Origin of the sequence: Mycobacteroides sp. LB1 (assembly GCF_013449725.1) — a bacterium.
In the GTDB taxonomy this organism is placed as follows: Bacteria; Actinomycetota; Actinomycetes; order Mycobacteriales; family Mycobacteriaceae; genus Mycobacterium.
Window position 1 is genome coordinate 1721638 of the sequence record NZ_JACCFF010000001.1, and the last position, 22494, is coordinate 1744131.

Genomic DNA, 22494 nt, shown 5'->3' on the forward strand with positions numbered 1-22494 from the left:
AATCGGTCTGCAGCCCTACGATGACGCCATGTCGGAGGTGGTGCTGCAGGTCGCAGGGCGTGATGTCACTATCACGCACCCCGACAAGATGGTCTTTCCCGATTCGGGGATCACCAAGCTCGACCTGGTCCAGTACTACTTGGATGTCGCTGAGGGCGCGCTGCGTGGGGTGCGCGACCGCCCGATGATCCTGAAGCGATTCGTCAAGGGCATCTCGCAGGAGGCCGTGTTTCAGAAGCGCGTACCCGAGAAGCGGCCGGACTGGATCGCCTCCGCAGAACTGCACTACGCGCGCGGGACCTCCGCCAGGGAAGCTGTCGTCACCGACGCGGCCTCCCTGGCCTGGGTGGTCAACCTAGGGTGTGTCGATCTCAATCCGCACCCGGTGCGCGCCGAAGATCTGGAACATCCCGATGAGCTGCGCATCGACCTCGATCCGGTTCCCGGGGTGCCGTGGAGCCAGATCCTCGATGTCGCGTTCGTGGTCCGGGGAGTCCTGGAGGACCACGGACTGACCGCGTGGCCCAAGACATCCGGCTCCCGGGGTTTTCACATCTATGCGCCCGTCGCACCGCGATGGACGTTCCGGGAGCTGCGGCTGGCCGCCGAGACGGTGGCTCGCGAGGTGGAGCGCCGCGCCCCGGAGCTGGCGACCAGCCGGTGGTGGAAGGAGGAACGCCACGGAGTGTTCGTCGACTTCAACCAGAACGCGAAGGATCGCACGGTGGCCTCCGCCTACTCGGTGCGTGCGACTCCGGACGCCCGGGTGTCGACGCCGCTGCGCTGGGACGAGGTCGCGGGCTGCCGTCCCGAATCCTTCACGATGCCCACGGTCCGGGAGAGGTTCGCCGCTATCGGCGATCCGTGGCGAGGCATGGACTTGGAGAGGGAAGCTGCCACCGGCACGCTGGATCAGCTGCTTGAGTTGGCCACGGAGCTGGGTCCGGCTGAAAAGGCACCGAAGGGTGCCTCCCGTGACGGGCAGCGTCAGTCGACGATGCCCTTGATCGAGATCGCCCGCACGAAGACCCGTCCGGAAGCCGAGGCCGCGATCGTGCTGTGGAACAGCCGTCACTCCGATGTCGAGAAATACCTTGAGCCACAGGACATCTTGTTGGACGGCATGCGTGGTCCGAGCTCGGTCTGGTATCGGGTACGGATCAATCTGGTCCACGTCCCCGAGGCGCAACGGCCCGCGCAGGAGGAATTGATCGCCGACTACTCGCCATGGGGCTCTCAGCCCCACCTGTGAACGAGAGTTAGCCTCGGAGAACCCACGTTGACGAGCGCTCCCCCGCCATGCCACCTAGCATCGGCGCTAAGAGCAAGGGAGACAACAATGACCGACACCATGCCGAAACGTCAGTCCGGGGCGGCCGCGCTGTGACGGCGAATTCACCGGATTGGGATGTGGTCGGCCGAGCCAGCTATGTGTCGTTGACGAGCTATCGCAAGGACGGCAGCCCAGTTTCTGCCCCGGTCTGGATTGCCCCCGCCGAGGGCAAGCTCTACTTCTTCTCAGAGGTCTCCGCATACAAGGTCAAACGCATCCGCCGGAATGCGGACGTGACCTTGCAGCCGTGCGATGTTCGAGGGAAGCTCACCGCTGACTCTCCAATGGTCGCGGGCACCGCGCGGATCCTTAACTTCGAAGACACCCCGCGGGTCCGCAAGATCGTCAACCGCAAGTACTGGCTGTTGGGGCCATTGAGCCAATTTGGTGTTTGGATAACCCGGCGTCAGCAGGCATCGTTCGCCATCGAGATATCCCCCCGCGCGCCAGCGCAGCCGTAATCCGGCTCAGCTCTCAAACACCGGGCACGCCCCTGTCTCAAGAACCTCGCAGAACGGCCGCCGCCTTGCGTACCGCCGCAGTGATCGCGGTCAGCGTCACCGACTCGAATTTCCAATGCTGCCAGTACAGCGGCACGTCGAGATACCGGCCCGGGGCCACATCGACGAGCCCATCGCGGCTCAGCTGTTCGGGCATCATTCCCCAGCCCAATCCGACCCGCAGCGCCTCGGTGTTTCCGCCCGTCGTGGGCACATAGTGCTCCGGGACGGTGACATCCCGGCGAAACAGCTTGCGCAGGAACTGATCCTGGAGAGCATCACGGCGGTCCCACCTGATCAACGGTGCTTGCCGCACCCGGTCTATCCCTGCCTCGACCAGCCCGCCCGGTAGATACCGCTCCACATAACCCGGCGATGCCATCCCGAAGTAGCGCATGGCGCCCAGCGCCTCGGAACGGCACCCCGCAATGGGTTTCGGCTCGGTGGTCACCGCCGCCATGACGACCCCTGCGCGCAGCAGCTCTGCCGAGTGGTCCTGGTCCTCGATACGAATATCGATCAGCACGCCGTCGGGAACCCGTGCCAACACCGGGCCCATCCAGGTCCCGAACGAATCGGCGTTCACCGCGACCGCAACGCGTATCGGGGCGCCATCGGCGCCCATCTCCCGCAGTGCCTCACGTTCCAGAGTGCTGACCTGAGCCGCCAGCCTCATCAGCGAGGCACCCGCGTCGGTTGTCACACAGGGCCTTTCCCGACGAACGAGCACCTGGCCCACCGCTTGCTCCAACGCCTTGACGCGCTGGCTCACCGCCGAGGGGGTGATGACGAGCCTCCGCGCAGCGGCATCGAAGCTGCCCTCTTCGATGACGGCGGCGAAGGCCACCAGCTGTTGCGAATCCAGACTCACATTAGTAATTCTAATCTAGAGTAAGAAAAATTAGCTGTACTACATTTTACAGTGGACCTAACGTCACAGAGATGACCGTCCTCTTCCTTGGATTCCTCACTGGAATGTCCCTCATCGCCGCCATCGGCGCCCAGAACGCGTTCGTGCTCCGCCAAGGGATCCGCAGTGAGCATGTGCTGCCGGTCGTCGCGGTCTGTATCACCGGGGACTTCCTGCTTATCGCCGCCGGGATCGGCGGTTTAGGCGGGCTCATCACCGCGAACCCGAGCCTGCTCACCGTGGCCACAATGGGCGGAGCGGCATTTCTCATCGGCTACGGGCTCATCGCGGCCCGGCGCGCGCTGCGCCCGGGCACCCTGGTCCCCGCGGAGTCCAACCCCTCGCGGCTGGGCGCCGCGGTTCTCACCGCGTTGGCGATCACCTTCCTGAACCCGCATGTCTACCTCGACACCGTGGTGCTCCTCGGGTCGATCGCCAATACGCACCAGGACGCGCGCTGGCTGTTCGGCGCGGGCGCATTGACCGCGAGCGTCATCTGGTTTGTCGGACTCGGCTATGGCGCACGGCATCTCGCCGGGTTGTTCGAGCGCCCCGGAACCTGGCGGGTGCTGGACGCCGGTATTGCGCTCGTGATGATCGCGCTGGGGATCTCGCTGCTGGTCAACTGAGTGAAATCCGCCCTTGCCGAACCATTTGGTTCGGTGTTAGCGTCGTTCCCGAACCAACTGACTTGGGAGAAATCATGGACGCCGAGAAGGCCCGCACCCGCTTCGCCGAACTTCGTGACCAGCGAGACGTCAGCCCGGCTGACCTCGACGAAATCTGGGCGGCCCTCGATACCGTCCGTCTCGAGGAGATGCTCGGCAATTGGAAGGGCGACGAGTTCCACACCGGGCACAAGATGAATGGTCAGTTGGAGGCCGCGCGCTGGTACGGCAAGATCTTCAAATCCATCAACGATGTCGAGCCCATCGTCTGTTATGGCGAGGATGGAAACCTCTTCTCCAACAACGAGTTAAGTCTCGGTGGCGCGACACTATGGGATATCGAGTTCCGCTCCGAGCTCACCGCCACGATGGTGTATGACGGGCAGCCCGTCTTCGATCACTTCAAGCGGGTCGACGAGAACACCCTAATGGGCATCATGAACGGCAAGCGCCAGCGCGCCAGCGGCAGCTACCTCTACTTCATCCTCGAACGCGACCGGTGAAGATCACTGCAGCCCTGAGTCATTCGCCGGATTCTCCCTTCATCCTGGAAGAGCTGGAACTGGACGAGCCGCGCCCCGACGAGGTGCTGGTCAAAATTCACGCCACCGGCCTGTGCCACACCGACCTGGCCTTCAAGTCCCAGGTTCGCGGCCCCGCCGTGCTCGGTCACGAAGGCGCTGGCATCGTTGAGGCGGTTGGCGACCAGGTAGACGGAATCCAACCGGGCGATCGGGTGGTGCTCAGTTACCGCAGCTGCGGGCACTGTCGGCAATGCGCCGCAGGCGAACGTGCGTACTGTTCGCGCTCCGCCCGGCTCAACCTATCGGGTACGCGGGCAGACGGTTCATCGACGTTGTCTCAGAAGGGGGCCCCGCTCTTCGGTTCCTTTTTCGGCCAATCCAGCTTCGCCCAGTACGCCCTCGCCGCCGACGACAACGTCGTCGTCGTAGACCCGTCGACCGACCTCGCCGTCGCCGCACCGCTCGGGTGCGGATTCCAGACGGGTGCCGGTGCGGTGCTGAATGTTCTTGCACCCAGCTCCGACTCACGCCTGGTCGTATTCGGCGCAGGTGGCGTGGGCCTTGCCGCGGTGATGGCCGCGCACGCGCTCGGTGTCGAGACGATCATCGCCGTAGACCCGGTGGCCTCCCGCCGCGCCAAGGCCGCCGAGCTCGGTGCAACCCACACCCTCGACCCGACAGCCGAAGACGTGGCCGAGGTGGCACGCGGTGCCACCCATGCACTCGACACGACCGCCAACCCCGGCGTCATCGCCACCGCGCTCGGCCTGCTGCGGCAACGCGGGGTACTGGTTCTGGTGGGACTGGGCGCTGCGCCCGGGACAATCGACCTCAACGATCTGATGCTCGGCGGCAAGACGATTCGTGGGTGCATCGAAGGGGACGCCAACCCAAAGGAGTTCATTCCGGAACTGCTGCAGATGCACGCGCAGGGTCGCTTCCCCATGGAATCGCTTATCAGCACCTACGCGGCGCGCGATATCGATCGCGCCGTCGCGGACGCACGATCCGGTAGCGCGATCAAACCGGTGCTGATCTGGTGAGCGCCATGCGGGCGGCCGGGCAGGCCACGCACGACAGAATCATGGCCGCGGCCAAGACCGAGTTCACCGAGTACGGCTTCGCCGGCGCTCGGCTGAACCGGATTGCCACCAACGCGAAGGCGAGCAAGGAGCGACTGTACAGCTACTTTGAGAGCAAGGAACAACTCTTCGAAGCGGTTGTGGCTCAATGGATTAGTGACGCGCCGTATAAGGTTCCGCTGCGCGCCGAGGACGTGCCGGGCTACGTCGCGGGACTATTCGACAATATCGTCGCCGACCCGCAGGGCGCACGATTGCAGCGCTGGATCGAGTTGGAAGCCCCCGACGGGATGTTCGGCGACCACGTGCTGCGCCACATCTTTCAGGCGAAGCTCGATGCCATCCGCCAGGGGCAGCAGGCCGGGATCATCGACCCGGCGTGGGACCCCATGAGTCTGCTCATGATGCTCATCGATATCGCCTACTCGATGGCGGCGAGCGGGTTTGGTATCGACCGGATTGTCGGTGAACAGCCGCGTGCCGACAGTGTCGCGGATCGCCGGGCCGCTGCCGCGGAGGCGGCGCGACGGTTGGTGGGCCGTCGATAAGACACCGACGGTGCGAGGACTACCAGCGGTGTTCGCGCCCCCGGTCACGGTACCAATCGATGAGCTCGGGAGCATCGACTGACCGCGGATCCAGCGACACGTCGGTACGCCCCGCGAGCACACCGCAGATCGGCACCTCAAGCTTCTTGCCGGTGCGGGTATGCGGTATCCCGGGCGCCTCGATCACCTCGTCGGGAACATGCCGGGGTGACAGCCGCTTTCGGATCTGCTGCGCGATCTTGCCCGCGAGTTCCGCATCGAAACGGGTTCCTGGTGCGAGAGTGACGAATAGCGGCATCCAGTAGGCACCGTCGGGTCCATCTACCCCCAGCACGAATGCCTCGGCAATCTCGTCCAGGGATTCGACAACCTCGTAGATATCGGCCGAACCCATCCTGATGCCGTTGCGGTTAAGCGTGGCGTCGCTGCGGCCGTGGATCACCAACGAGCCGCGACCGGTAACCGTCACCCAGTCGCCATGCCGCCACACGCCCGGCGCCAATCCGTCGGCCCATTCATGCTCGAAATATGCTGCCCGGTACCGTGACCCGTCTTCGTCTTGCCAGAACGCGACCGGCATGGACGGCATCGGGCTCAGGATCACCATCTCACCGACCTCGTCGACAAGCGCGCGACGCTCCCGCGACCAACTGTGCAGATCCGTCCCCAAGTACCGCACGGAAAGCTCACCCGGCCGGGGCGGGACACCCGTGGTGCCACCGGCGAAAGCAGTGCAGACATCGGTCCCGCCCGATAACGAGGACACCGCCACATCCGAGCCAATATATGTACCGGCCCAATGGAAGAGCTCAGGTGACAGCGGTGACCCGCTGCTGCCGACAGTTCTCAGCCGACGCAAATCGTGCGTGGACGCCGGTGTGGTCTCAGCCTTGCGACACGCCTGCAGATGCCCCGGACTGGTTCCGAAGTAGGTGACCTTCTCCGCCTCGATCAGTTCCCATAGCCGTCCGGCATCCGGGAACATCGGGTGGCCACTGAAGCACATGACGGTCGCCCCCACCAACAGTCCACCCAGCCGGTAGTTCCACATCATCCAGGACAGCGCCGTCTGCCAATAGAAGACATCGCCCGGTCCGATATCACCATGCAGGCCAACTACTTTCAAATGCTCGAGAATCACCCCGCCGTGACCGTGCACGATACCCTTGGGTTTACCCGTGGTCCCGGAGCTAAAAAGCACCCACAGTTGATGGTCGAACGGCACCGGCTCAGTGGTCGGTTCTGCTGCACCCGTGGGTAACTCGAGTATCACCGGCGGGTTGCCCGGGAGTAGCCGACGAAGCTCCTCGACGTCGGCGCGTTTGTCGACCCAACGCCCGTTGTACTGATATCCCGCACTGGCGAACAACACCGCGGGATTCAGCTGGCCCAGACGAGCGGCCGCACCCTCTGGGGCGTAGTCCTGGCCGCAACCCGACCACACCGCCCCAAGGGCGGCGGTCGCAAGAAAGGCGATCATCGCCTCGGGGATATCCGGGAGGTAGGCGGCGACGCAATCGCCCCGCCGCACGCCCAGGCGGCGTAGTTCAGCGGCCACCGCGCCGATCCGTTGTGGAAGCTCTTTCCAGCTGATCTCGGTACGGCGCCCCGTCTCGTCAACACCCACGATGGCCGGCCCCGGCCTGCCTGCATGCCGGAGGACCTGGTCGACATAGTTGAGCCGTACACCCGGAAACCATTGCGCTCCAGGCATCACGGATTCAGGCAGGATGCCGCCATCACCGTCCCGCAGCCCCGTGCCGCTGACGCCATAGAACTCCCACAACGCTCGCCAGAACTGCGGGATGGCCTCGACGGACCAACGCCACACCTCGGAGTAGTCGCCGTTCGGTGCGCCGTAGTGTGCCGACGCGTACTCGACAAACCGGGTGTACGTACTCTCGCTCACGTCGCCGTCTCCCTCAGTCCGAGTAGCTCAACGGTTCGCTCGCGCATCTCAATCTTGCGTACCTTCCCCGTCACGGTCATCGGGAAACTCTCCACGATCTGTATATAGCGGGGAATCTTGTAATGCGCGAGACGGCCACTCGCATACGCACGCACCGAATCCGCATTAAGAGGCTTCCGCCCGCTTCTCATGCGAATCCAGGCACAGAGTTCCTCACCGTACTTCTCGTCAGGAACCCCGATCACCTGGACGTCTTCGATATCGGGATGCAACAGGAGAAACTCTTCGATCTCGCGCGGGTACACATTCTCGCCGCCGCGGATGACCATGTCCTTGATGCGCCCGATGATGGTGCAGTAGCCGTCTTCTCGCATCACCGCGAGATCGCCGGTGTGCATCCATCCGTCGACGAGCACCTCGCGGGTCTTGTCCGGCTCATTCCAGTAACCGAGCATCACCGAGTAACCCCCCGTGCACAACTCGCCGGGGCTGCCGCGATCTACCACGGCACCGGTATCGGGGTCGACGATCTTGACCTCGACATGTGGGTGCGGGCGCCCCACTGTTGCGGTGCGCCGCTCCATATCGTCGTCGATGAGCGTTTGGCATGACACCGGCGAGGTTTCGGTCATGCCGTAGGCGATGGCGACCTCGGTCATATGCATCTCGTCGACGCAGCGGCGCATGACCTCAATGGGGCAGACCGATCCGGCCATGATCCCGGTGCGCAATGAGGACAGGTCCCGGCGGGGAAAGTCGGCGTGCTCCAACATCGCGATGAACATCGTCGGCACGCCATAGACACCGACGCAAGCCTCGCGCTCGATGGCCTCCAAGGTTGCCGCCGGGTCGAATCCGGGTGCCGGGATAACCATGGTGGCTCCGTGCGTGGTGCATCCCAGGTTTCCCATCACCATCCCGAAACAGTGATAGAACGGCACCGGAACGCAGAGGCGATCACCGGGTGCAAGGTTGATCAGATCCGTGACAAAGAACCCGTTGTTGAGGATGTTGCGATGCGAGAGGGTCGCACCCTTGGGGTAACCCGTTGTACCCGAGGTGTACTGGATGTTGATGGGGTCGATGTTGGACAGCTCCGCCATCGCGGCACGCAACCGCTCGACGGGAATCTGTTCCGCGCCCCCGACCAGCTGCCCCCAGTCCGCGGTACCGATGAACACCACCTCACGCAGCGACGGCACCTGTGGACGCGCCTGCTCAACCATCGCCGCATAGTCCGAAGATTTGAAGGCCGTCGCCGAGATAAGGGTCCGGACCCCGGACTGATTGAGTGCGTACGCAAGCTCATGCATGCGGTAGGCGGGGTTGATGTTGACCAGGATGGCACCGATCTTCGCGGTGGCGTACTGCGTCAACACCCATTCCGCGCAGTTGGGTGCCCAGATTCCGACCCGATCGCCGCGAACAACGCCCAATGACATCAACCCGCGCGCAACGCGATTGACCTCCTCGTCGAGCTCGCGATAAGTCCACCGGCGGTCTCCGGCCACGTCAACGAGGGCCTCGATCTCCGGGTACATGGTGGCGGTGCGCTCGAAGTTCTGGCCGATCGTCTCGTCAAGAACGGGACGGGCGGACGGCCCCGCGTCATAGGACTTCATCAACTCTCGCTTCACCAGCTCACGGTCGAAGACGACCTTAATGACCCGGACACCGCGGTTGTCGTGAAACTGCGAAGCCCCCGCGAACACTGATCGCAGCTACTCTCGATATGTGCAGCCCGCGATACTGACCCGCCGCGGGTTCCTTGCTGCCGGTGCCGCCCTCGCCGCGGGGACCGCGCTGGCCGCCTGCTCGGACGACTCAGCCTCCGCACCGGAGCCCAACGGTGCCGTCGTCATCAAGCACGCATTCGGTAAGACCGAGGTCAAGGCACCGCCGCAGCGCATCGTCAGCGCCGGATACACCGAACACGACTATCTGCTGGCGCTCGGCGTCATCCCGATCGCGGTCACCGAGTGGTACGGCGGCTTCCCCTCCGCCACCTGGCCGTGGGCCACGCAGCGGCTCGGTGCCGCCACCCCCGAGGTGCTCAACCTCACTGACGGGTTGATGATCGACAAGATCGCATCCCTGAAACCCGACCTGATCCTGGCCACCGACGCCGGGCTGGACCAGGACACGTACACCAAGCTCTCGGGTATCGCGCCGACCGTCGCGCAGTCGGGCAAGTACGCCTTCTTCGAGCCGTGGAAGGACGAGGCCAGGGCCATCGGCCAGGCGGTGTTCAAGGCCGCCGAGATGGACGCGTTGGTTCAGGCCGTCGACAACAAGTTCACCGCCGCCGCATCGGCCCACACCGGCTTCAAAGACAAGAAGGTCATCTATCTGCAAGGCGAATTGCTCGACGGGCAGGCCATCGCGTACCGGTCCGGACCGCGTACCGGGTTCCTCACCGCCCTCGGGCTGACCGTGTCCACCGCGCTGGACGGCTTCGCCAAGGGTGACCAACTCGCGTACCTTCCGCTCGACCAGCTCTCCACCGTGCTCGGCCAGGCCGATGTGCTGCTGTGGGGCACCGAATCCGATGAGCAGACCGCCGCGCTGCAGGCCGATCCAACGATCACCAAGCTCGACGTGCGTAATCGCAGCATCTTCGCCGGGAAGGAACTGGCCGGTGCGATCAACTTCAGCTCGCCGTTGAGCCTGACCTACGTGGTGGACAACCTGGTCCCCCAGCTAGCCCGGGTGCTCGGCTGACGTGACCGGCCCCGGCGGGCAGACCACGTGCCCGCCAGCACCTTAGACTTCGCGGAATGCAGACAAGCGAGGTCGAGAAAAGTCCCCAGGATCAGGTGGTCTTCGCGCAGGTGGGGCGAAGCTACTACCCGCTCCTGTCGGCCGTCTTCGTCGGCGTGGTGCTGATTTCGAATGTGGCTGCCACCAAAGCAATTGGCTTTGGTCCCGTTATCGGAGATTGGTCCCTGATCACCGACGGAGCGTTTGTGCTGTTCCCGCTGAGCTATGTGATCGGCGATGTACTCAGCGAGGTCTACGGGTATCGCGCCACCAACCGGGTGATCCTGCTCGGGTTCGCGATGGAGGCACTGGCATGCCTGGTGTTGTGGGCGGCCAAGATCATGCCGGCCGCCGACTTCTATCCCCACCAAGAAGCCTTCGCCACCATTGTCGAGAGCATCACCACCCTCATGGTCGCTGGGCTCGCGGGATACCTTGTCGGACAAACGCTTAACTCTCTTGTCGTGGTGTGGATGAAGAAGCGCACCAAGGAACGCCACCTGTGGGCGCGTCTGATCGGCTCGACGGTCATCGGAGAGTTCGCCGACTCGCTGGTGTTCTGCTCGATTGCGGCCACTGCGCTGGGTATCCATACCTTCGGCCAGCTGGCGACGTACACGGCGCTGGGCTGGATCTTCAAGTCCGTCGTAGAGATCGTGATGCTGCCCGTTACCTATCGGGTGATCGCCTACATCAAGAAGAACGAGCCCACTTATACACAGGCCGGATAAATGCACCCCTAGCCGCGGCCACGGGGGTACCGTCGAAATATGAGTACCGCAACAGATTTGAAGGTGCGGGATCACGGGGACCGGGCATTGTTGCTCGAGTACACGTCTGTGCAGGAAGTGCTGGCCTGGACATCAGCGCTGCAAGCCGCCCCTATCGACGGCGTCACCGATATCGTTCCCGCCTCCCGCACCATCCTGCTGAAACTGCACAGCCCCACCGATCAAGCCAGGGTCCGTCACCGGCTAACACAGCGCACCGTAGCCGCTGGAGTAGCAGAGGCCGCCGAATCGCCACCGGTAACAATCCCGGTCCGATACGACGGCCTCGATCTTGAAGAGGTCGCCGAGAACACGGGTCTGGGTGTGGACGGTGTCATCGCCGCGCATACCGGAACCGTCTGGACGGTCGGATTCTGCGGATTTTCACCGGGTTTCGCGTACCTCGTCGACGGAGACCCGCGCCTCGCCATCCCCCGTCGCGCCGAGCCACGCACCAAGGTGCCCGCCGGGGCGGTCGCGCTCGCCGGGGAGTTCAGCGGGATCTACCCGCGGGAATCCCCCGGTGGCTGGCAACTGATCGGCACTACCGAAGCCGTCATCTGGGACCTCGACCGCAATCCACCGGCACTTCTCACTCCCGGTACCCACGTCAAGTTCCGGGAGGTGACGGCATGAGGCCCACCCTGGAGGTCATGCGCACCGGCCCCCTCGCCCTGATCCAGGACCTCGGCCGCATCGGCAAGGCAGCCATGGGCGTCGGTCGTTCGGGGGCCGCGGACCGCAGATCGCATGCCCTGGCCAATCGGCTGGTGGCCAATCCAGACAATCTGGCCACCATCGAGGTGACCCTGGGCGGTATGTCCTTTCGGGTATCCGGCGGTGACGCGGTTGTGGCCGTCACCGGCGCCGATACCGATCCGTCCGTCAACGGAATTCCCTTTGGCACCAACAGCATTGCCCAGGTTCAGGATGGCGATGTGGTATCACTCGGCACGCCGCGCAGCGGACTACGCAGCTATGTGGCTGTGCGTGGAGGAGTCAGCGTGGCGCCGGTGATGGGCTCGCGCAGCTTCGACATCATGTCCGGCATCGGCCCCAAGCCGCTACAGGCCGGGGACAGGCTGCCTGTCGGACCGCGGTCCCCGTCATTCCCGGAGATCGAGCAGGCGCCGGTGGCCACCATCACCGATGACATCGTCGAGCTCAAGGTGGTGCCGGGCCCGCGCGATGACTGGTTCGTCGACCCGGATGCACTGGTCCACGGAGACTGGATCGTCTCCGACCGCAGCGATCGAGTGGGCACCCGACTGATCGGCAAGCCTCTCGAGATGCGAGACCCCGCCAGGCAGCTGCCCAGCGAGGGTGTGGTGCGTGGTGCAATCCAGGTACCGCCCGGCGGCCAGCCGGTTATCCTGGGTCCGGACCATCCGGTGACCGGAGGCTATCCCGTGATCGGGGTGATCACTGATCACGACGCCGATCTGGCCGCACAGGTACGGCCAGGACAAACCGTTCGATTCCATTGGTCACGACCGCGCCTCAGCTAGGAGCACCCCGTGTCGACCATGCCGACCGTCCCCGTTATCCGAACCCACACCGCGCGACTCATCCACACCGCCGATCTGGATAGCGAAACACGCTTCACAGCAAGGGAATTGCTGGTCGAGGCATTTGAGGGCGATTTCACCGAGGAAGACTGGGAACACTGCCTGGGCGGGATGCACGCACTCATCTGGTATCACGGAACACTCATCGCGCACGCCGCGGTGATCCAGCGTCGGCTACTGCACCAGGGGCGTGCGCTACGCACCGGTTATGTGGAAGGCGTTGCAGTAGATAGCGATTGGCGTGGACACGGACTCGGCAGGGCGATCATGGATGCGGCCGAACAAGTTCTGCGTGGCGCCTACGAGCTGGGTGCTTTGAGCGCCGACGACGAGGTTGCCCCGTTCTATCGCGCCCGCGGCTGGGTTCCTTGGCTCGGAACCACTCCCGTCCTGACGGCCGACGGCATTGTGCCCGCCGCGGGCGAGGGCGTGCATGTGCTGCCGATGAGTTCCGGGGTCGACCCCTCCGGCTCGCTGACCTGCGATTGGCGCGGCGGCGACGCCTGGTGATGGCCTCGGCGGCGTAGGAAGATCCAGATCACCGCGATCACGAACGCCAGCCGCGCGGCGCTACCCGCGGTCGCGAGTAGCCCGTTGAGCACCTGCGCGACGTCGACCGAGTAACGCAGGATGATGCCCGCCATCACCGCGGCCTGTACCAACTCCAGCGCGCCGACAATCAGGCAGAGCCGCACATGCATCCGGTGATAGGCGCGCAGGTCCGCATCACTCCAGTGATGACGTGCCACCCACCCGGGGCGAATCATGTCGACGACGATCTCGGTGAGCGGTCGTTTCGTCAGGCAGCTGCCGATATAGAACAACCCGAACAGCACCACCGGGACGACGTGTGTGAGCTGTGCGAGCCGCGGCGAGCTGGTGAGCAGCGCAACCACGAGAGTCGCGCCGTGCATCAGCATGATGAAGCCGGCGACGATATCGAATCGCTTATCCCGCAAGGCTGTGTAGACGACGCGGATCGCCGACACCACCGCCGCGGCCATCAGCGCATGCAACTCCGAAGCACCCAACAGGCGCATCCCGTAGTACGTTCCTAGTCCGAGCCCGGCACTCACCAACGCATGCCGAAGCGTGAATTTCCCTGAGCCGAATTCTTTTGCGCCCTTACCCAACCCGCTCACTACAGCGACGGTACCGATGCAATCTGAGAGACCCTGAGAAAACGCGTCTACCGGCCGACCACCGCTCGTTCCTTGCGGCGCAGGTACATCCGGATCGCAACGACGACGCCCACGATGAGACCGCCGGTGGTCAGCATCGACACCACCGGGTTGACGGCCTGTACGACGTCGACCGAGAAGCTGTAAATGATCACCACCATCAGGGCGCAGAACAGCAGGCTGAAGACACCGCACCAGAAACTGACATGCACATGTAGCCGGTGATACGAGCGCTGATCCGCATCGGTCCAGCCCTGTTCCTCGGCCAGTTTCTCGACGCCGCCGGGCCACAACTTGGTGACCAGCAACTCCGTCAGCGGTTTACCGATGAGCGCGCTGACCAGGAAGTACGTGGCCAACAGCATGCCGGGTACCTCGTTGGTGACCTGCGACAGGCGTGGGTCGCGGGTCAGCCACGCCATGACGAGACTGACCCCGAAGATCGGCACCACCAGCAGCGAAACCGGGTCGAGGGCCCTCTTCCACGCCATCTTGACCAATGCCTGCGTGGCCGATACCGCTGTCGCGGCCATCAGCGCATGCAGCTCCGAGAATCCGGCCAAACGCAATCCGAAGTAGGCGCACAGCGCGGGTCCTACGTTAAACAGACCTTCCAGCAGCAGCTGACGAGGAGACATGGCGGTTTCGGTCGCGGTGTCCCCGTCAGGCCGTTCACTGGTGACGGTCACCGCGCGACTGTATCCGGTCGTCAGGCCGCAGGCGAGTCGTACGTCAGGCGCTGCAGGTAGCGGCGGATCACCACAATCATGCCGATGATCAGGCCAATTGTCGTTACCAGAGAGAAGACTTGGTTGACTGCCTGCGCAACGTCAACAGAGAAGCTGTAGATGATGACGATCGACAGCGCCGAGAGCAGCACGCTGATGACACCGCACCAGAAACTCACGTGCACATGCATCCGGTGGTACGAGCGGAAGTCGTCCTCGGTCCACTGATGTTCGGCCGCGAGCTGTTCCACTCGTCCGGGCCTCGCCTTGGCGATCATCAGCTCGGTCAGCGGCTTACCGATCAGCGCGCTACCGATGAGGAACAGCGAGAGCAGAATGCCGGGGATGGTGTTGGACACCTGCGCCATACGCGCGTCCTCGGTGACCAGGGCGATAACCAGACTCAGCCCGAAGTTGAACATCAGAAAGCCCGACAAGACGTCGAACTTGCGGTTCTTGGCCACCTTGAACAGCACCTGAATGCCGGAAACAACCGTGGCAGCGATCAATGCGTGGATCTCGGACTGGCCCAACGCGCGCATCGCGTAGTACGTGCCCAGCGTCGGCCCGACACTGGCGAGGACCTGTCTCAACACCTCGCGTGCAGGTGCCTTCTGGTTTTCTTCGGGCTGCTCGGGCACGGCGCGAGGCTACGTGACGAACCTGGGAATCCCGGGCCGGCGCGCATGTTCACCGTGGGCGTACGGGAAACGGAACTTCAGCGCCCATCACTCAAGTTTGTACAAGTGACGGCCGGTTGAGAATCCGGCCCGGCATGAGGAGACAACTATGAGCAATCTGGTGTGGACGCGACGCAGCCCGTTCGCCGAATTCGACGCCCTGGTCCGCCAGTCCTTCGGCCCGGCCACAACCTGGCCGACCCCCGGTTTCGTGCCGGCGGCCGAGATCGTCAAGGACGGGGATGACGCACTGGTACGTCTCGACCTCCCCGGCGTCGACGTCGATAAGGACGTCACCGTCGAGGTGGAGCGCGGCAAGTTGGCGGTATCCGGTGAACGCCGCGACGAGCGCACCGAGGGACGCGTCCGGAACGAGGTCCGCTACGGCACGTTCCGCCGCATTTTCACGCTGCCGACCCATGTGACGGGCGACGCGATATCCGCGAGCTACGACGCAGGCATCCTGACGGTCAAGGTCACCGGCGCGTACGCCAACGCCGAGGCCCAAAAGATCGAGATCACCAAGTAACCGACACGTCGAGAGGAGGGCCCGCGCTACACGGCGCGGGCTTCCCTCTTCTTCGCTTCACGCGCGAGCAGACGATCGCGCTGTTCTTCAAACTTGATTACTTGACCCTTGAGGTCTTCGACGTAGGCGGCAAGTTGCTCACGTCGTTGTTCGCCCTTGGCGCTGAAGTCATTGCGCTCGAAGATCTGCCACTTACGTAGATTCGGCGTCACAACCTCTTCGAGATGCTGACGCGGATCGTAGATACCGTGCTTGGCCATCAGCACGCCGTTGCGGCGGAAATTCGGCATGTTTTGGCCGGGCATCCGGAAGTTCTCCACCACCGCCGCAATGGCTTCCAATGCCTGATCCGGGACCAGATCCAGTGCCGCGCTGCACATGTTCCGGTAGAAGATCATGTGCAGGTTTTCGTCGGCCGCGATGCGTTGCAGCATCCGGTCTGCGATCGGGTCATTGCACGCCTTGCCGGTGTTGCGATGGCTGACGCGGGTCGCAAGCTCCTGCAGGGTGGTGTACGCGACCGACAGGAGGAAATCGGTCTTGTGCGCATCTTCCTCTTCCGCGGTCGTATTGAACCCAGCGGTCATGTGCTCCATGCGAGCCTGCTCCAGCGCCACCGGATCTACACCGCGAGTAACGACGAGGTAGTCCCGGAGCACGATGCCGTGGCGGTTTTCCTCGGCGGTCCACCGGCCCACCCAGGTTCCCCAGGCGCCGTCGAGACCGAAGTACTTGGCAGCTTGGCGGTGGTATGAGGGCAGGTTGTCCTCGGTGAGGAGATTGGTGATCATCGCCGCCTTGGCGACATCGCTGAGCTGAGACTGCTCGGGATCCCAGTCCTCGCCGCCCATCTGCGCAAAGTTGCGGCCGCGGTCCCAGGGAACATAGTCATGCGGATGCCAGTCGGTGGTCACCGACAAATGCCGATTGAGATTGGCTTCAGCAATTGGCTCCAACTCGCTGAGCATCTCCAGATCGGTTAGCTCTCTCGACATCACACCTTGTCTTTCGCGTTGGAAACCCGAGCCTCCAGACAGCGTAACTTACCTGAGCAATGCCATTCCCGACGTTCGTTACTAGACGATAGCAAGCAACCTCCGCGCCAACTGCCCAAATAAACGGGCTAGTACCTCCGTTTCAGCTATCGCAACTGGACAGCGACTCGGAGGGCGCGGAAACTCGAGCCCAAAGCCCCCACACTCTGAAGCCGGCACGTGCGATGCCGCAAACCCGAAACTGTGGCGCGGCGCAATCCCTTCGCCAGTTCTGCACCGGGCACACCCCCCTGGCCGGCCGGTACTTTGGGGCACAACGATCTCGAACATCACGAAAGGTGCAGTAATGCGAACTGCAAAGTGCCACGTGGCAGGCACCGCCATTGCATTCTTGGTCATGTTCGGTGGCTATGGGCTGCACTCGCCGCAACTAGCGCACGCATCGGATTGCGCCGATATCGACCTGTCCTTTGCACGCGGCACAAACGAACCCGCAGGTCTCGGCGATGTCGGGAAATTGTTCACCGACGCGGTGAAAAAGCGGCTGCAGGGCGCCAAGGGAATGAGCATCGACACGTACGGGGTCAACTACCCCGCCAGTATCGACTTCGTCCAGGCCGGCAAGGGGTCGGATGATCTGAGCAAGCACATCCAGAAGACGGCCGCCGACTGCCCGAAGATGAAGTTCGTAGTCGGCGGGTACGCCCAGGGCGCAGCGGTGGTTGATGTGCTGTTGGGCAATACCCCGCCGGGCACCTACACGTTCACGAATCCACTGCCCGCGGGTCTTGAGCAGCGCATCGTCTCCATCGTGCTCTTCGGGGACCCCAAGAACATTCGGCCGCCCGGCGTGGACGTCAATTTGGCGATTCGAGACGACTTGTTGCACAAGGTCATTGACGTGTGCAATCCGGGAGACTTCTTCTGCGATCCCGAGGGCGGGGACATCGTGTCTCACACCACCTACGCCAAGGACAAGCTCACCGATGGCGCGGCCCAGACCGTCGTCGAACGGCTGGTCGCTGCGATGGGCGGCAATACCCCGCAAGCGGCGTAGACACCGTCCGTTTCATCGGTTACGACGCGGACGAACGCCCAGACGCAGGACAATCGCATCACCCCAACCATGACATTGCCGGGGCTGTAGTCACATGTGTACAGTTATGGACGGCCATGGTGTAGACATCTGACTACACCTGCGGAAGTGAAGGGGAAACGCATGAGCAGCGATATTCGCGTGGCGGAATCGGGCGAATACACTTCGCCCGCCCACCCTCCGGAAATCGATGGCATTCCCTGCGCCGACGGACGCGTGCTGCCATCCGGTCCGCTGCCTGGCCGGCCCTATGCCCTACCGGCGGATCTGCTCGTCGAGGAGTTCGGGCCACTCTTCTACGCAAACTTCGGGGTCTCGCGTCGGCTGTATGCCTGCTCGTTGGCACTGGTCGAGGAGCTGTGCGACGAGAGCCGGTTCATCAAGGGCATCACCGATCGGTTGGACCGGTTCCGCCCCCTTGCGGGCGACGGATTGTTCACCGCCTACCCGGGTGAGCCGAACTGGCAGAAAGCCCACGATGTCCTGCTGCCCGGTTTCAGCTATAGCGGTATACGCAACTACCACCCCGCCATGCTCGATATCAACCGTCAGCTCATTGCCAATTGGGACGACAGTGCCGGAGAGCGCCTCGTGGACGTGGCCGAGGATCTGGGCAAGCTCGCCATGGATACGGTCGGGCTGGCTGGTTTCGGGGAAAGGTTCGACTCCTACCGGCACAAGGGGCTCGCGGCAATCCCGTCGAGCTTCGCGGTTGCGATGCAGCAGATGATGACCCCGGAAGGTGGCGAGCAGGATCTGTTCGCGGCGGAACAGCGGAAACTGCATACCTTCATCGATGAGCTCATCGCCCGGCACGGCGAGAGCGCCGCCGCGCACGAAGATCTACTCGGACTGATGCTCGCGCCCGCTTCCGCTGAGACTCCGGCGCTGGAGCTGAGCAGCATTCACTCTCAGGTCCTCACATTCTTGATTGCCGGGCAGGACACTACGTCCACGATGATGCCTACCGCGCTCTACAGCCTGGTGAAGAATCCTGCCGTGCTGCACCGGGCTCAGGCCGAGGTTGACGGGGTGTTCGGGCCCGAGGACGAACACACCCCGACATTCGACGAGATTGGCAAGCTCCGGTACATCCGCCAGATTGTCGACGAGACGTTGCGGCTCTCGCCGCCGGTCCGGGAATTCGACCGGATGGCCACGGAAGACACCCTGCTCGCGGGGCGCTATCCAGTGCAGAAGGGCGAGGTTGTCACCGTCCTCACCACCGCGTTGCACCGGCAGCCACAATGGGGTGACAACGTGGAGATCTTCGACCCCGACCGGTTCTCGCCGGATAGGTCATCCGCGCGGCCGGTGAACCTGTTCAAACCCTTCGGCACCGGTGCCCGGTCGTGCATCGGGCGGCAGTTCGCGCTGCACGAGGCAACGATGGCGATCGCCACGCTGGTACACAGATACCGCTTTATCGACTCTGAGCACTACCAACTACGCACCCATAGCGATCTCCTTCGGAAACCAGTCGGCTTCCGGATTGGTTTGGCGCGGCGCACTTCCCAGGACCGTCGGCATGAGCTGACCGCTGCTCCCGCGACTACACAGGAGACGCGACAACCGGCTGCCACCGCCGCGCCAGGATCGGCACTGGCCGTGTTCCACGGCTCAAATCTCGGCACCTGCCGGGCATTAGCGCACCAGCTCGCAGAGGAAGCGGCCGATCTCGGCTATCAGACAACCGTCGCACCCCTCGATGATGCGGCCGCAGCGCTACCCACCGAGGGCGTGACGCTCGTGGTTGCGGCCTCCTACAACGGTCAGCCGACCGATGACGCCCGGCAGTTTCTCGCCTGGCTCGATAGCGCAGAGGCTGATACCTGCAGCGGGCTGCGCTACGCGGTACTCGGAGTCGGGGACCGGAATTGGGCGGAGACCTACCAGGCAGTGCCGAAGAGGATCGACGAGCGCCTCGCCGCGGCCGGGGGAACACCAATTCTTCCCCGAGGTGAGGCAGACACCTCCGGTGATTTCGCGGGCACCGTCGAGGCCTTCTCGCAAGCCCTCTGGACTTCGTTGGGCGGTGTTTCCGGTCCGGACATTTCTACCGCCCCGGCCGACGGACCTCTCTACGAACTGCGCGCCATCGACGGACCGGTCACGGCGGCGATCGATGCCCGGTTCGAGGTGATACCGATGACCGTCCTGGAGAACCGGGAGCTGGTCAGTGCCGACAACTCACTGGGGCAGGCCAAAAGGCTGGTACGAGTCGCGCTGCCCGAAGACCTCGACTACCGCACCGGGGACCATCTCACGGTCCTCGCGGATAACCTGCCGGAGCTCGTGGACAAGGCAGGGGAACTGCTCGGCCTCATCCTGGACAGGCGCATCTCCGTCAACACCCGGCGCAGCACCCGCCGGGCCATTGCGCTTGACCGCGAAGTGAGTGTGCGCGAGCTGCTCACGCACTTCCTCGAGCTACGCAAACCGGCCACCAGAACCCAGCTGCTCCGGCTGGCGGCGGCCAACCCCTGCCCGCCGGAACGAGCCGCATTGGAGGCACTCGCCGAACATCCGGAGAGCCGATCGCTCGGTATCGCAGGCTGTCTCCTGGAGTTCCCCGCCACCAAGCTGTCCCGCGCCGAACTACTCGAACTGTTCGAGCCGATGACGCCGCGGCACTATTCGATAGCCTCCTCGGCCCGACAGAGTCCGCGAGTCGTCGAACTGGTGGTCAGCGTGCTCGACGCCCCAGCCCGGTCTGGATTCGGAGACTTCCAGGGCGTGGCCTCGAACTATCTCGCCAATGCCATACCGGGACAACAGATCCGGGCACGGGTCGACCAGGCCCGGCAGGCATTCCGCGCCGGGGCCGACCCCGCCCGGAACGTCATCCTCGTGAGCGCCGGTACCGGCGTCGCACCATTCCGGGGCTTTGTCGGTGACCGGGTCGCCGCGCACAGTGCCGGCGAGCCGTACGCACCAGCGCTCTGTTTCTTCGGCGTTCGACACCCGGAAGTGGACTATCTCTTCCGCGAGGAGTTCGAGACGGCGGAGCAGGCGGGTGTGGTGCACATGCGTCCGGCGTTCTCCCGCGCAGCTGAGAACGGCATCAGGTACGTGCAAGACCGGATTGCTGCCGACGCGGACGACGTCTGGGATCTGCTTGGCGATCCGGCCAAGCAAACGCACGTGTACGTCTGTGGCGATGGCGGCAAGATGGCCCCCGCCGTCCGTGAGGCGTTCCTGCATATCTACCGGGAACGCACCCGCGCCAACGATTCTCAGGCCCGGGACTGGCTCATTAACCTGGTCGAGACCGATCGCTACGTCGAGGATGTCTGGACGGAGTAAGGCTTACGGGGCCCGCGTCGCCGGCGCGGTACACGTAGTGTTTTCCTTGCGGTTCCCCCGACTCGTCACAAGTGAGAGAGTGCCTTGAATGCGTAGACGCACATTTCTCGGTTCCGGCACCGTGGCACTGTCCACGGCAGCGCTGGGCCTCACGGGCTCTGGGAGCGCCCATGCCGACGTTCGGCCGACCGGTTCAATTGCATACCCCTTCAGCACAATTGAAGTACCAGCGACCAGCGCACCCTGGACACTCGAAGCAAGCCGCGCCATGCTCTTGGTCCACGACATGCAGCACTATTTCATCAAGGCCTATAAGCCGAACGCCGATCCCGTCGAGACCGTGCTGAAGAACATCAAGAGCCTGCTCGACACGGCGCACGCACATGACGTGCCCGTGCTCTACTCCGCTCAGCCAGGAGGCATGACAGCGGAGCAGCGCGGGCTCTTCGGCAGGCTCTACGGGCCGGGCATGCCAGACGATGATGCCGAGCGGGCAATTGTCGACCCTCTCGCGCCGACCACAACGGATACCGTTCTCACGAAATGGAAGTACAGCGAGTTCTTTCGCTCGGATCTCCTGGAAATCATGCACAATGCCGGCCGGGACCAGCTGATCATCGTCGGCGTCTACGCCTTCTCCGGGATCACCGCTACATCCACCGATGCAGTCCAGAACGACATCCAGGCATTCATCGTCTCCGATGCCGTCGCGGACTACACCGCTGCGCTGCACAACCAGGCGCTGGCCTGGTGCGCGGAGCGGACGGCGAGAATAATGACCACACGGTCAGCGCTAGCAGTACTTGGCAATTCGTAGCAGTTGACGGCAACGACAAAGGCCGCCTGCACAACTCGTGCGGGCGGCCCTTTGCCTTTGCTTAGACGAGTGCGGGCGCGGTGGCCAGCGCCTGCGCGACCCCGGCGATAATCGCCGCGATCTTGAGCGCCTCGAGCACCTGCTCGCGGGTCAGACCGGCCTCACGCAGCACCTTCTCATGCGAGCCGACACAGTAGTGACAGCCGTTGATGGTCGATACCGCGAAGGACCACAGCTCGAACTCCGCCTTGTCGACCCCCGGGTTGCCGATGATGTTCATCCGCAACCCCGGACGCAGGTCATCGTAGGCCCCGTCGAGGAAGCCACGGCCACGGTAGAACACGTTGGTCATCGCCATGATGGACGCCGCACCCAGCGCGGCATCGAGGGCCTCGGGAGTGAGTACGCCCGCGGCCTCCTCGCGAATCTCCTTGAACACCCGCTCGTTCCGAGTGGCCGCTGCCGTCGCCACGAGGGTGCCCCAGAGTTGGCTCGGCGACAGCACGGTAGTGCGAGACACCGAGCCGAGGTTGAGCTTGAGGTCCTTGGCGTACTCGGGCAGCGCCTCTTTCAGGTTGTCAATGCCCACG

At 63.8% G+C, this 22494-nt stretch carries 22 protein-coding genes and 1 pseudogene; 15 read left to right on the forward strand and 8 right to left on the reverse strand.

Annotated elements, in window-relative coordinates:
• The first annotated feature begins 40 nt into the window (after positions 1–40).
• Both ligD and MLB1_RS08385 read left to right on the forward strand, forming a co-directional pair.
• Positions 41–1252 carry a non-homologous end-joining DNA ligase gene (ligD, locus tag MLB1_RS08380; RefSeq protein WP_180749771.1) on the forward strand — a complete coding sequence of 404 codons (1212 nt, stop codon included), beginning with the start codon at positions 41–43 and terminating at the stop codon, positions 1250–1252.
• 131 nt (positions 1253–1383) lie between these two features.
• A complete protein-coding gene (locus MLB1_RS08385; RefSeq protein WP_358145619.1) occupies positions 1384–1794 on the forward strand; it encodes a PPOX class F420-dependent oxidoreductase in 411 nt (136 codons plus the stop codon).
• A gap of 37 nt (positions 1795–1831) precedes the next feature.
• Here the strand turns inward: MLB1_RS08385 and MLB1_RS08390 are convergent, their stop codons facing one another.
• Positions 1832–2704 (reverse strand): LysR family transcriptional regulator ArgP, encoded by an 873-nt coding sequence (locus MLB1_RS08390; protein WP_180749195.1) that lies wholly within the window; start codon positions 2702–2704, stop codon positions 1832–1834.
• A gap of 71 nt (positions 2705–2775) precedes the next feature.
• On the opposite strand from MLB1_RS08390, the gene MLB1_RS08395 reads away from it, so the two are divergent.
• The 4 genes from MLB1_RS08395 (at position 2776) to MLB1_RS08410 (ending at position 5565) form a co-directional block, all read left to right on the forward strand.
• A complete protein-coding gene (locus tag MLB1_RS08395; protein ID WP_180749196.1) occupies positions 2776–3372 on the forward strand; it encodes a LysE/ArgO family amino acid transporter in 597 nt (198 codons plus the stop codon).
• Positions 3373–3446: 74 nt separating this feature from the next.
• Positions 3447–3914 carry a DUF4334 domain-containing protein gene (locus MLB1_RS08400; RefSeq protein ID WP_180749197.1) on the forward strand — a complete coding sequence of 156 codons (468 nt, stop codon included), beginning with the start codon at positions 3447–3449 and terminating at the stop codon, positions 3912–3914.
• Complete coding sequence (locus MLB1_RS08405; protein ID WP_180749198.1) at positions 3911–4978, forward strand: NAD(P)-dependent alcohol dehydrogenase; 1068 nt, start codon at positions 3911–3913, stop codon at positions 4976–4978. The genes MLB1_RS08400 and MLB1_RS08405 overlap by 4 nt, the downstream gene beginning before the upstream one ends.
• A 41-nt stretch (positions 4979–5019) precedes the next feature.
• Entirely contained in the window at positions 5020–5565 is a 546-nt protein-coding gene (locus MLB1_RS08410; RefSeq protein ID WP_180749772.1) for a TetR family transcriptional regulator, read from the forward strand.
• Between the two features lie 19 nt (positions 5566–5584).
• On the opposite strand, the gene MLB1_RS08415 is transcribed toward MLB1_RS08410, so the two are convergent.
• Together MLB1_RS08415 and MLB1_RS08420 are read right to left on the reverse strand one after the other, a co-directional pair.
• Positions 5585–7474 (reverse strand): acetoacetate--CoA ligase, encoded by a 1890-nt coding sequence (locus tag MLB1_RS08415; protein WP_180749199.1) that lies wholly within the window; start codon positions 7472–7474, stop codon positions 5585–5587.
• A complete protein-coding gene (locus MLB1_RS08420) occupies positions 7471–9096 on the reverse strand; it encodes an AMP-binding protein (protein ID WP_180749773.1) in 1626 nt (541 codons plus the stop codon). Before MLB1_RS08420 ends, MLB1_RS08415 begins: the two co-directional genes overlap by 4 nt.
• 124 nt (positions 9097–9220) lie before the next feature.
• Here MLB1_RS08420 and MLB1_RS08425 point away from each other — a divergent pair, with 124 nt between their 5' ends.
• Genes MLB1_RS08425 through MLB1_RS08445 form a run of 5 tightly spaced genes read left to right on the forward strand, consistent with a single transcriptional unit; the run spans position 9221 to position 13082 of the window.
• Entirely contained in the window at positions 9221–10195 is a 975-nt protein-coding gene (locus tag MLB1_RS08425; RefSeq protein WP_180749774.1) for an ABC transporter substrate-binding protein, read from the forward strand.
• A 56-nt stretch (positions 10196–10251) separates the two neighbouring features.
• On the forward strand, positions 10252–10965 hold the full coding sequence (locus MLB1_RS08430) for a queuosine precursor transporter (RefSeq protein WP_180749200.1): 714 nt from the start codon (positions 10252–10254) through the stop codon (positions 10963–10965).
• A gap of 39 nt (positions 10966–11004) precedes the next feature.
• Entirely contained in the window at positions 11005–11640 is a 636-nt protein-coding gene (locus MLB1_RS08435; protein ID WP_180749201.1) for an allophanate hydrolase subunit 1, read from the forward strand.
• Entirely contained in the window at positions 11637–12512 is an 876-nt protein-coding gene (locus tag MLB1_RS08440; protein ID WP_180749202.1) for a biotin-dependent carboxyltransferase family protein, read from the forward strand. The genes MLB1_RS08435 and MLB1_RS08440 overlap by 4 nt, the downstream gene beginning before the upstream one ends.
• Before the next feature lie 18 nt (positions 12513–12530).
• Positions 12531–13082 carry a GNAT family N-acetyltransferase gene (locus tag MLB1_RS08445; RefSeq protein ID WP_180749775.1) on the forward strand — a complete coding sequence of 184 codons (552 nt, stop codon included), beginning with the start codon at positions 12531–12533 and terminating at the stop codon, positions 13080–13082.
• Between the two features lie 59 nt (positions 13083–13141).
• Here the strand turns inward: MLB1_RS08445 and MLB1_RS24200 are convergent.
• From MLB1_RS24200 to MLB1_RS08455, 3 genes and pseudogenes are all read right to left on the reverse strand, one after another.
• Positions 13142–13714, reverse strand: a pseudogene (locus MLB1_RS24200) (VC0807 family protein); the annotation flags it as partial.
• A gap of 47 nt (positions 13715–13761) precedes the next feature.
• Positions 13762–14442 carry a VC0807 family protein gene (locus MLB1_RS08450; protein WP_180749203.1) on the reverse strand — a complete coding sequence of 227 codons (681 nt, stop codon included), beginning with the start codon at positions 14440–14442 and terminating at the stop codon, positions 13762–13764.
• A 20-nt stretch (positions 14443–14462) separates the two neighbouring features.
• Positions 14463–15122 carry a VC0807 family protein gene (locus MLB1_RS08455; RefSeq protein WP_180749204.1) on the reverse strand — a complete coding sequence of 220 codons (660 nt, stop codon included), beginning with the start codon at positions 15120–15122 and terminating at the stop codon, positions 14463–14465.
• Positions 15123–15270: 148 nt separating this feature from the next.
• Between MLB1_RS08455 and MLB1_RS08460 the strand changes: the two genes are divergently transcribed.
• Positions 15271–15690, forward strand: a complete 420-nt coding sequence (locus MLB1_RS08460; protein WP_180749205.1) for an Hsp20/alpha crystallin family protein — start codon at positions 15271–15273, stop codon at positions 15688–15690.
• A 26-nt stretch (positions 15691–15716) separates the two neighbouring features.
• Here the strand turns inward: MLB1_RS08460 and MLB1_RS08465 are convergent, their stop codons facing one another.
• Positions 15717–16685 carry an acyl-ACP desaturase gene (locus MLB1_RS08465; RefSeq protein ID WP_180749206.1) on the reverse strand — a complete coding sequence of 323 codons (969 nt, stop codon included), beginning with the start codon at positions 16683–16685 and terminating at the stop codon, positions 15717–15719.
• A 346-nt stretch (positions 16686–17031) separates the two neighbouring features.
• Here MLB1_RS08465 and MLB1_RS08470 point away from each other — a divergent pair, with 346 nt between their 5' ends.
• From MLB1_RS08470 to MLB1_RS08480, 3 genes are all read left to right on the forward strand, one after another.
• Positions 17032–17742 carry a cutinase family protein gene (locus MLB1_RS08470; protein WP_180749207.1) on the forward strand — a complete coding sequence of 237 codons (711 nt, stop codon included), beginning with the start codon at positions 17032–17034 and terminating at the stop codon, positions 17740–17742.
• A gap of 162 nt (positions 17743–17904) precedes the next feature.
• Entirely contained in the window at positions 17905–21087 is a 3183-nt protein-coding gene (locus MLB1_RS08475; RefSeq protein ID WP_180749208.1) for a cytochrome P450, read from the forward strand.
• 88 nt (positions 21088–21175) lie between these two features.
• Positions 21176–21904 carry an isochorismatase family protein gene (locus MLB1_RS08480; protein WP_180749209.1) on the forward strand — a complete coding sequence of 243 codons (729 nt, stop codon included), beginning with the start codon at positions 21176–21178 and terminating at the stop codon, positions 21902–21904.
• A gap of 61 nt (positions 21905–21965) precedes the next feature.
• On the opposite strand, the gene MLB1_RS08485 is transcribed toward MLB1_RS08480, so the two are convergent.
• Entirely contained in the window at positions 21966–22493 is a 528-nt protein-coding gene (locus tag MLB1_RS08485) for a carboxymuconolactone decarboxylase family protein (RefSeq protein WP_180749210.1), read from the reverse strand.
• Position 22494: the final 1 nt, after the last annotated feature.

Bases quoted from the DNA above. Each gene is read 5' to 3' on its own strand.
- MLB1_RS08395 (WP_180749196.1), top strand. From the start codon at position 2,776: ATGACCGTCCTCTTCCTTGGATTCCTCACTGGAATGTCCCTCATCGCC.
- MLB1_RS08400 (WP_180749197.1), top strand. From the start codon at position 3,447: ATGGACGCCGAGAAGGCCCGCACCCGCTTCGCCGAACTTCGTGACCAG.
- MLB1_RS08410 (WP_180749772.1), top strand. From the start codon at position 5,020: ATGGCCGCGGCCAAGACCGAGTTCACCGAGTACGGCTTCGCCGGCGCT.
- MLB1_RS08420 (WP_180749773.1), bottom strand. From the start codon at position 9,096: ATGAAGTCCTATGACGCGGGGCCGTCCGCCCGTCCCGTTCTTGACGAG.
- MLB1_RS08430 (WP_180749200.1), top strand. From the start codon at position 10,252: ATGCAGACAAGCGAGGTCGAGAAAAGTCCCCAGGATCAGGTGGTCTTC.
- MLB1_RS08435 (WP_180749201.1), top strand. From the start codon at position 11,005: ATGAGTACCGCAACAGATTTGAAGGTGCGGGATCACGGGGACCGGGCA.
- MLB1_RS08440 (WP_180749202.1), top strand. From the start codon at position 11,637: ATGAGGCCCACCCTGGAGGTCATGCGCACCGGCCCCCTCGCCCTGATC.
- MLB1_RS08445 (WP_180749775.1), top strand. From the start codon at position 12,531: ATGCCGACCGTCCCCGTTATCCGAACCCACACCGCGCGACTCATCCAC.
- MLB1_RS08460 (WP_180749205.1), top strand. From the start codon at position 15,271: ATGAGCAATCTGGTGTGGACGCGACGCAGCCCGTTCGCCGAATTCGAC.
- MLB1_RS08465 (WP_180749206.1), bottom strand. From the start codon at position 16,685: ATGTCGAGAGAGCTAACCGATCTGGAGATGCTCAGCGAGTTGGAGCCA.
- MLB1_RS08470 (WP_180749207.1), top strand. From the start codon at position 17,032: ATGCGAACTGCAAAGTGCCACGTGGCAGGCACCGCCATTGCATTCTTG.
- MLB1_RS08475 (WP_180749208.1), top strand. From the start codon at position 17,905: ATGAGCAGCGATATTCGCGTGGCGGAATCGGGCGAATACACTTCGCCC.
- MLB1_RS08480 (WP_180749209.1), top strand. From the start codon at position 21,176: ATGCGTAGACGCACATTTCTCGGTTCCGGCACCGTGGCACTGTCCACG.